At 41.2% G+C, this 7894-nt stretch carries 7 protein-coding genes; 5 read left to right on the plus strand and 2 right to left on the minus strand.

Features of this window, described 5'->3' with window-relative positions:
* The first annotated feature begins 184 nt into the window (after positions 1 to 184).
* Positions 185 to 523 (plus strand): DMT family protein, encoded by a 339-nt coding sequence (locus tag AXW61_RS00250; RefSeq protein WP_062031191.1) that lies wholly within the window; start codon positions 185 to 187, stop codon positions 521 to 523.
* A gap of 25 nt (positions 524 to 548) precedes the next feature.
* On the opposite strand, the gene AXW61_RS00255 is transcribed toward AXW61_RS00250, so the two are convergent.
* A complete protein-coding gene (locus AXW61_RS00255; protein WP_062031194.1) occupies positions 549 to 998 on the minus strand; it encodes a hypothetical protein in 450 nt (149 codons plus the stop codon).
* Positions 999 to 1210: 212 nt separating this feature from the next.
* Between AXW61_RS00255 and purE the strand changes: the two genes are divergently transcribed.
* The 3 genes from purE (at position 1211) to AXW61_RS00270 (ending at position 4904) form a co-directional block, all read left to right on the plus strand.
* Positions 1211 to 1723 (plus strand): 5-(carboxyamino)imidazole ribonucleotide mutase, encoded by a 513-nt coding sequence (gene purE / locus AXW61_RS00260; RefSeq protein WP_062031197.1) that lies wholly within the window; start codon positions 1211 to 1213, stop codon positions 1721 to 1723.
* 15 nt (positions 1724 to 1738) lie between these two features.
* Positions 1739 to 2860: a 5-(carboxyamino)imidazole ribonucleotide synthase gene (locus AXW61_RS00265; protein ID WP_062031199.1), complete on the plus strand. Its 1122-nt coding sequence runs from the start codon at positions 1739 to 1741 to the stop codon at positions 2858 to 2860.
* Between the two features lie 760 nt (positions 2861 to 3620).
* Positions 3621 to 4904 (plus strand): lytic murein transglycosylase, encoded by a 1284-nt coding sequence (locus tag AXW61_RS00270; protein WP_062031202.1) that lies wholly within the window; start codon positions 3621 to 3623, stop codon positions 4902 to 4904.
* Positions 4905 to 5015: 111 nt separating this feature from the next.
* On the opposite strand, the gene AXW61_RS00275 is transcribed toward AXW61_RS00270, so the two are convergent.
* Positions 5016 to 6143, minus strand: coding sequence for an anhydro-N-acetylmuramic acid kinase (locus AXW61_RS00275; RefSeq protein WP_062031204.1), 1128 nt, complete (start codon positions 6141 to 6143; stop codon positions 5016 to 5018).
* A 63-nt stretch (positions 6144 to 6206) separates the two neighbouring features.
* On the opposite strand from AXW61_RS00275, the gene tyrS reads away from it, so the two are divergent.
* Positions 6207 to 7439 (plus strand): tyrosine--tRNA ligase, encoded by a 1233-nt coding sequence (gene tyrS, locus AXW61_RS00280; RefSeq protein WP_101495492.1) that lies wholly within the window; start codon positions 6207 to 6209, stop codon positions 7437 to 7439.
* Positions 7440 to 7894: the final 455 nt, after the last annotated feature.

The following is a 7894-nucleotide window of genomic DNA, read 5'->3' on the forward strand; positions in this document are numbered from 1 at the left end:
TACGAGGCATAGCGAATAGTAAAATTGGGTTTGGCGATTTGATTTTACTACTTCGCTATTTTTTTAAGCTAAAAGTGTCAACACACCCTAATTTTTGCTGTTCTGATTTTAGGTTAAATTATATTGTATTTTTTTTCTTGAAACTTGTTAAATTACATTCATCTAGATATTGCCTGTCAATGTTATGCTCTTTCCATTATCGTTGCTGATTATTTCCAATTGCTTTATGACCTTGGCTTGGTATGGTCATCTTAAATTTTTGCATGGTGCGCCGCTTTGGCAAGCCATTTTATTTGGGTGGGCCATTGCGTTACTCGAATACAGTTTTATGATTCCAGCAACGCGATTGTTGGCCAAACACGGGTGGTCTTTGGGTCAAATGAAAATCACACAAGAAGTCGTGACTCTATTGGTCTTTGTCCCATTTATAATTTTTCTTTTTAAACAACCCTTTAAATTGGATTATTTGTGGGCAGGTTTATGCCTTTTTGGTTGTGTTTATTTCGTATTTCGCAGTGCTTAATTGATTTAATACAGCACAGGTCTCATCATTTAAGAGATGCGTGTTTGCAGGCGTTTTTTAGGACTTTACTAAACTCACGGTCTCGTGCAGTGGGATCCTCATAGTCAAAGGCATAATCACTATCACTGGTCAGCACACTCATTTGACCGTCTGCTTCAAAGTTGATGAGTGCATAACCATAGGTTTGGTCATCACAAAACACACGATATTCTGAAATAGAATACATTTTATCTTTGCCATCATCTGCTTTGTAATAGCCTGTCATCATGACCGGCTCACGTTCATCAATGACCGACTTTCCGGTCACTAAAAACTTTTCTTGGATGTAGCCATTACTCTTAATTTGGCCGTTATAGCCTTTTTGTTTCTGTAATAGGCTAAAGTCTTTTTCAAATTGGCTAGTATTGAGTTGAATTAGTTGGGCAAAACTCTGTGAGCTTATGGCTAAAGCGAGCAGGATGAAGATCTGTTTCATGTTTAAAGGCTCTGATGAATATTGATTTAATAAAAGTTTTTATAAAATTGAAAAAAATAAAAATATTTTCATAAAAATATTATGGAGTTTTCTCTTTAAAGACAACCGTTAAATTTTATTGAGATGAATTTTCAGTCTATAATACAGGGCTCTTATTAAAGCTTGGCGCTAGTCGAGATTTATCTCTCTTAACTATCTCTGGAAACATTGCAATGAATGCGGCCGCTTCACAAGACACTCCTCTCGTTGGAATTATCATGGGTTCTCAATCAGATTGGGCTACTCTCGAACACACTGCCAATATGCTTAAGCAACTTGGTGTCCCATTTGAAGCGGAAGTTGTGTCTGCGCACCGTACGCCAGATCGTCTTTTTGAATATGCTGAACAAGCACGTGACCGTGGTATCCAAGTGATTATTGCGGGTGCAGGCGGTGCGGCGCATTTACCAGGAATGTGTGCGGCGAAAACTGATTTGCCTGTACTGGGTGTGCCAGTGAAGTCTTCGATTTTAAACGGTGTCGATTCACTGTTATCGATTGTGCAAATGCCAGCAGGTATTGCAGTGGGTAGTTTGGCGATTGGTCCAGCAGGCGCAACCAATGCCGCGATTATGGCAGCACAAATTTTAGGTCTGACACGTCCTGAAATTGCAAAACATGTGGCCGATTTCCGTGCTGCACAAACCGACAAAGTTGCAAGCAACAACATTCCAGGCCAAGCTTAATACGGGGCATTCCTCATGAATAAAACCATCGGTATTTTTGGTGGTGGGCAGCTGGGTCGCATGATGGCACAAGCGGCTTTGCCACTGAATATTCAATGTACGTTCTTTGATGTGAGTACAGACTGTCCTTCAGCGGCTTTAGGAACGGTGATTTCAAGTAAAACTGAAAACGGTTTACAAGATTTTATTGCCAGTGCAGATGTCTTCAGCCTTGAGTTTGAAAATACGCCTTTGTCTGATGTTGATGTTTTGACCAAGCAAAAAGATATGCATCCGCCGCGTCAGGCTTTAGCCATTGCGCAGCATCGCTTGTCTGAAAAAGCGTTATTTGATGAGCTTGAGATTCCTGTTGCGCCTTATAAAGCGGTAGATTCACTAGAAAGTTTAAGCGCTGCGGTTGCTGAGCTAGGCTTACCGATTGTACTGAAGACAGCCACAGGTGGCTATGATGGCAAAGGTCAGTTTGTATTGCGTTCTGAACAACAAATTGAACAAGCATGGGCTGAATTAGGCCCTGCTGGAAGTTTAATTGCAGAAAGCTTTGTGACCTTCTCGCGTGAAGTTTCGATCATTGCGGTACGTGGTCAAAATGGCGATGTGAAAACCTGGCCATTGGCTGAAAACCATCATCATCATGGTATTTTGTCGCATTCGATTGTCCCTGCACCGAATAGTGCGGACTTACAACCCGTTGCACAAGACTACATCACTCGCCTATTGAATCATTTGAATTATGTTGGCGTGTTGACCTTAGAACTGTTTGTCACAGACAAAGGTTTGTATGCCAATGAAATGGCGCCACGTGTGCATAATTCAGGACACTGGTCGATTGAAGGCGCAGTATGCTCTCAGTTTGAAAACCATATTCGTGCAGTCGCAGGCTTACCCTTGGGTTCAACTGAAGTGGTTCGCCCTACGGTCATGATCAATATTATTGGTCAGCATCCACAGTCTGAACAAGTCTTGGCCTTAGAAGGTGTACATCTACATCTTTACAATAAGGAAGAACGTGAAGGTCGTAAGATTGGTCACCTGACTTTAATGCCGAATGATACCGCTCAACTCACGACGCTATGTCGTCAGTTTGCGAAAATCTTACCGAATCCATTGGCACTGAGTGAAGATATGACCATCTAAAGCTTCAGTTGTTGTTAAAAAAAGCGATCACGATAGTGGTCGCTTTTTTATTTGGATTCATTCAGGCATGATTGCGCCTCTTCGAAAAAAGTGACCGTTAATCGGATCAAAATTAAAATAAATTGCGTGTTTTTTATCCGTTTAGATAAAATTAGCGCATAGAAAAATAAACTGAAAGCAAAATAAAGCGAGTTTTGTACAGAGATGCACGTTTTAAAACAGAGCCCACAATTGAATGTGACACTGGTTTTCACCTAAAAGAAAGTGAAACAGCAGAGATCTCTATCAACTTGGGTGTGTGGATATCTTTTAAGTTTGCTTTGAATTTAAAAAATAGAAGTAAAATTTTGAATTCAAAAGTGAGTTTTAAATTTAAATCGAGCGTTTAAATTTAAAAGTTTTGATGCTGTTTGAATTTAAATTCAAAACAATAAATTTAAAGTTTTGAATTTAAAAATATTGAGCTTTAGTTATGGTAGTTGATTATCTGTATATTATTGATTATTAATGTTAAATAAAAATGTGGATAAAATTAATTTAAAACAAGATGATTGAATTTAAAGTGCTTGCTGAGTCAGAGATTGTTTTTGAATTTAAAAGTTGAGATGCGGGGTGCTGTGGGTAAGTGGTTTTAAATTTAAAAGATAGTTTTGAATTTAAACCAGAATGAATATTCATTTACGTTTTGATTCAGAAAAGTGAAATCGAAAGTGTTAAGGTAAAAAGCATAATTTAGAGATAAAGAATCATTAGGGATTTTATGCACCGTTTTGCTTTTCTTTTAGGTTCATTTTTTTTAGCGGCGACTCAGGCGAATGCTGAGCTCATTATTAATGGTCAAAAAGTTACAGGCAGTTCAAATGTCGTAACTTCTGATTATAGTCCTCAGAATTCATTTCAAAGCTGTATTGCCAATTTAAAAAGCCAAGCGATTTCGAATGGTGTGTCTGCGTCCACTTATGATCGCTACACGCAAAATTTAGCGCCTGATTATTCTGTGATTGAAAAATTAAATTACCAACCTGAATTTTCCACGCCTATTTGGGATTATTTGTCAGGATTGGTGGATGATGAGCGTGTTGCAGTAGGTCAGCAAAAATTGACGCAACATCGTGAAGTGTTGAGTCGTGTCGCGGCAGCGTATGGTGTGCCTGCGGAGACCGTGGTTGCCGTGTGGGGTGTTGAAAGTAATTTTGGCGATATTTCAGGTAAATATCCATTATTACAAGCTTTAGGTACATTGAGTTGTGAAGGGCGCCGCCAAAGCTATTTCCGTGGAGAGTTTTTTGCCGCTATGCGCATTTTACAGCGTGGCGATTTAACGGAGTCACAACTGAAAGGCTCGTGGGCCGGCGCATTTGGCCATACCCAGTTTATGCCATCAACGTATGAAGAGCTGGCCGTCGACTTTGATGGTGATGGACGTCGTGATTTGGTGTCGAGTACCACAGATGCTTTGGCATCAACAGCCAATTTCCTCAAAAAACGCGGTTGGCAAACTGGGCAACCTTGGGGATTTGAAGTGAAAAATCCGCAAGCGATCTCTCTGAGTGGTGAAAGTCGTCGCAATAAGAAGTCCTTATCTTACTGGATGCAAAATGGCTTGGTACGCGCAGATGGCTCAGCGTTAATTCAAGGCAATTTATCTTCTAGCTCGCAAGCGGGGTTGATGGCACCTGCTGGTGAAAATGGTCCACTGTTTTTAGTGTTTAAAAACTTTGATGCAATCTATAGTTATAACGCAGCAGAAAGTTATGCATTAGCGATTGCGCATTTGTCAGACCGTTTACAAGGGCAAGGCGGTTTTAGTACAACTTGGCCAACCGATGATGCAGGCACCTCACGTTCTGAACGTCGTGAAATTCAGCAGTTTTTACTGAATCGTGGCTATGATATTGGCGCGGTGGATGGTTTGATTGGTGATAAAACTCGTCAAGCGATTCGACAGGAGCAAATCCGTTTAGGTTTAAGTCCTACGGGACGAGCGGGACAGCAAATTTTAAAAGCCTTTCGGCAGGAAAATGCCAAGTTGATGATGCGTTAACATTAACAGCAAAAAATCGCTGAGATAGATAAAAAGCCAGTTGGTTATTCACCTGACTGGCTTTTTTGATTTGCTCGGGTTGCGTCTAAAAGACTAGAAGCACTTTGATGTTTAAACCGCGGTAATCGTTCCGAGAATACGGTTACCTTGTGCGCCTGTCACTGTCGGTAAGTTGCCGCTGAGTTGATGGATAAAGCGCATAGCCAACCAAGCAAAGGCGGTTGCTTCTACCCACGTTGGAGCTAAGCCAACGGCGGAGGTGGTTTGTACAGACCAATTGTGTTTACGTAAGCGCCAGCGTAATTGTTCTAAAAGATGCGAGTTATACGCACCACCGCCGCAGACGTAGACTTCACCCGTATCCATATCGGAGCGATAGATGGCTTTTTTAATGGCGCGCGTGGTGAGCTTCATTAAGGTGGCCTGAACATTTTCAGGACTATCTTCAAGCTCGTCATATTCAAGGTCATTGCGCCAGTCTGCAATTTGTTCATCTAACCATTCGAGGTTGAAGTCTTCACGGCCGGTGCTTTTGGGTGGTTCTTTGGAAAAATATTCATGTGATTGTAGCCGATCGAGTAGGCTACGAATCGGATGGCCGTAAGCTGCCCAATTGCCATTTTCATCGTAGGGCTGTCCAGTAAAGCGTTCACACCAAGCGTCCATTAAAATGTTGGCTGGGCCTGTATCAAAACCGTAGACCTCATCAGGTTGGCCTGCGGGCAACATGCTGACATTGGCGATGCCGCCTAGGTTTAAGATGACGCGATGAATACTCTCATGTTGGAACATATCTTGGTGAAACGCAGGAACCAACGGGGCACCTTGGCCACCTGCGGCCATATCACGACGTCGAAAATCTGAAATCACAGGAATTTGGGTGATTTCAGTGATGATGTTTGGGTCACCAATTTGTAGGGTAAAGCCGTGCTCTGGGCGGTGGCGAATAGTTTGCCCATGTGAGCCAATCGCTTTGATTTGACTACGATCTAAATGACTTTGCTCAATCAGTTGATTGATGCCTTCGCCAATCATCTTTGCTAAAGCCACATCTGCCTTGCCCATACGGTCGATTTCGTTGTCACCGGGCAAAGTGAGTGCCATCAGTTCATCGCGTAAATCTGGGTCGAAAGAAAGAGTGAGGGTGGCGTGAAGCTGCAATGGATCAAAAGAAGCAGCAACAATATCAACACCATCCATGCTGGTGCCGGTCATTACCCCAATATAGATCGCTGTCATGATTATTCTAAAGCCTGCAATGTGCTGAAAAAGTGTTAGTATATCGCACAAATTGAATAACTGATGTGTTTGGGTTTTGTGATGTCAAATTTCCTGCCGGCTGAAGAACAACTTGCTCTCATTCAACGAGGCACGCATGAAATTATTTCTGAAGAAGATCTTCTGAAGAAATTAAAAGAAAATCGTCCTTTAAAAATTAAAGCGGGCTTTGACCCGACTGCGCCTGACTTGCACTTGGGGCATACGGTTTTAATTAATAAATTGAAAACTTTCCAAGACTTGGGTCATGACGTGACCTTCTTGATTGGGGACTATACCGCGATGATCGGTGACCCGACTGGAAAAAGTGCAACACGCCCACCATTGTCGCGTGAGCAAGTGCTTGAAAATGCAAAAACGTATCAAGAACAGGTGTTTAAAATTCTTGATCCGAACAAAACTAAAGTGCGTTTTAACTCTGAATGGTTTGCCGAAAAAACGGCTGCTGACTTGATTCAATTGGCCTCACAGCAAACGGTTGCTCGTATGCTTGAGCGTGATGACTTCACCAAGCGTTATAACAACCATCAACCAATCGCAATTCATGAGTTTTTATATCCATTGGTTCAAGGTTATGACTCGATTGCCCTTGAGGCAGATGTTGAATTAGGCGGCACAGACCAAACCTTTAACTTATTGATGGGGCGTACACTTCAAGGTCGTTATGATCAAGAAGCGCAAGTCTGCATTACAGTGCCAATCCTTGAAGGTTTAGACGGTGTGAACAAAATGTCTAAGTCTTTGGGTAACTATATTGGCGTATTTGATGCACCAGGGGCGATGTATCAAAAAGTCCTTTCGATGCCAGATGCCTTAATTGAACGCTATTTTGATTTACTCAGCTTTAAATCCGTTGAAGACATTAAAGTCCTGCTAAACGAAATTGCTGAAGGGCGTAATCCACAAGAAGTGAAGAAAATTCTAGCCCTTGAGTTAGTAGAGCGTTTCCATGGTGCAGAAGCGGCAGAAAATGCACATAAAGGTGCAGGCAATCTGATTACTGAGGGTGAGTTACCAGAAGGAACACCTGAAGTGACAATTTCACGTGCAGAATTTGGTGGCGAGTTGTTTATTGCAACAATTCTTCGCGTAGCGGGCTTAAACCCAAATGCTGCAGCGGCAAAAGATGCCGTGGGTCGTGGTGCGGTCAAAGTCGATTGGAACGTGGTCGATATGAGTTTCTCTGTTAAAGAAAATGTCACTTTAATTATCCAGTCGGGTAAAAAAGCCATTGCGAAAGTCACTTTTACAGACTAAGTCAGTGCATATATATGCTTTAAGTTATTGATATAAAAGCAGGCTTCGGCCTGCTTTTTATTTTTTAATCTTTATAAAAAAATCAAATAAGAAAATTCAAAAAAAACCTTATAAAAACAATGCTTAATTTTTTCCAAAAATATTGCAATTTAAAATGAGTGTGTATAAGATTTTAACGTCTAGTCGATGTTTTAAACATCGCTAGAAGGGTCAATAAGAATAACTCTCCACAGTTTTCAAGTCTCTTCCCCAAGGGGCTTTTTTTAAGATAACTATAATAATGACATCTATGGATCAGATAATGATCTAACTCCGAGGAAGAGGTTTTGGGAGAGATCTCTTCCTTTTTTATTGGCAAAAATTTAGGGTCTGTTGACATTTACTGTTCATAATTAACCCTATAAAGGTAGCCATAAAAATATACAGGCTAAAGCAACAGAACTTTGATAATTTCT

Origin of the sequence: Acinetobacter sp. BMW17, from assembly GCF_001592855.1 — a bacterium.
GTDB classification, from domain to species: Bacteria; Pseudomonadota; Gammaproteobacteria; order Pseudomonadales; family Moraxellaceae; genus Acinetobacter; species Acinetobacter johnsonii.

Excerpts from the sequence above, each read along its gene's own strand:
- tyrS (WP_101495492.1), top strand. The coding sequence starts at position 6,207 with ATGTGTTTGGGTTTTGTGATGTCAAATTTCCTGCCGGCTGAAGAACAA.
- AXW61_RS00255 (WP_062031194.1), bottom strand. The coding sequence starts at position 998 with ATGAAACAGATCTTCATCCTGCTCGCTTTAGCCATAAGCTCACAGAGT.
- AXW61_RS00275 (WP_062031204.1), bottom strand. The coding sequence starts at position 6,143 with ATGACAGCGATCTATATTGGGGTAATGACCGGCACCAGCATGGATGGT.
- AXW61_RS00250 (WP_062031191.1), top strand. The coding sequence starts at position 185 with ATGCTCTTTCCATTATCGTTGCTGATTATTTCCAATTGCTTTATGACC.
- AXW61_RS00265 (WP_062031199.1), top strand. The coding sequence starts at position 1,739 with ATGAATAAAACCATCGGTATTTTTGGTGGTGGGCAGCTGGGTCGCATG.
- purE (WP_062031197.1), top strand. The coding sequence starts at position 1,211 with ATGAATGCGGCCGCTTCACAAGACACTCCTCTCGTTGGAATTATCATG.
- AXW61_RS00270 (WP_062031202.1), top strand. The coding sequence starts at position 3,621 with ATGCACCGTTTTGCTTTTCTTTTAGGTTCATTTTTTTTAGCGGCGACT.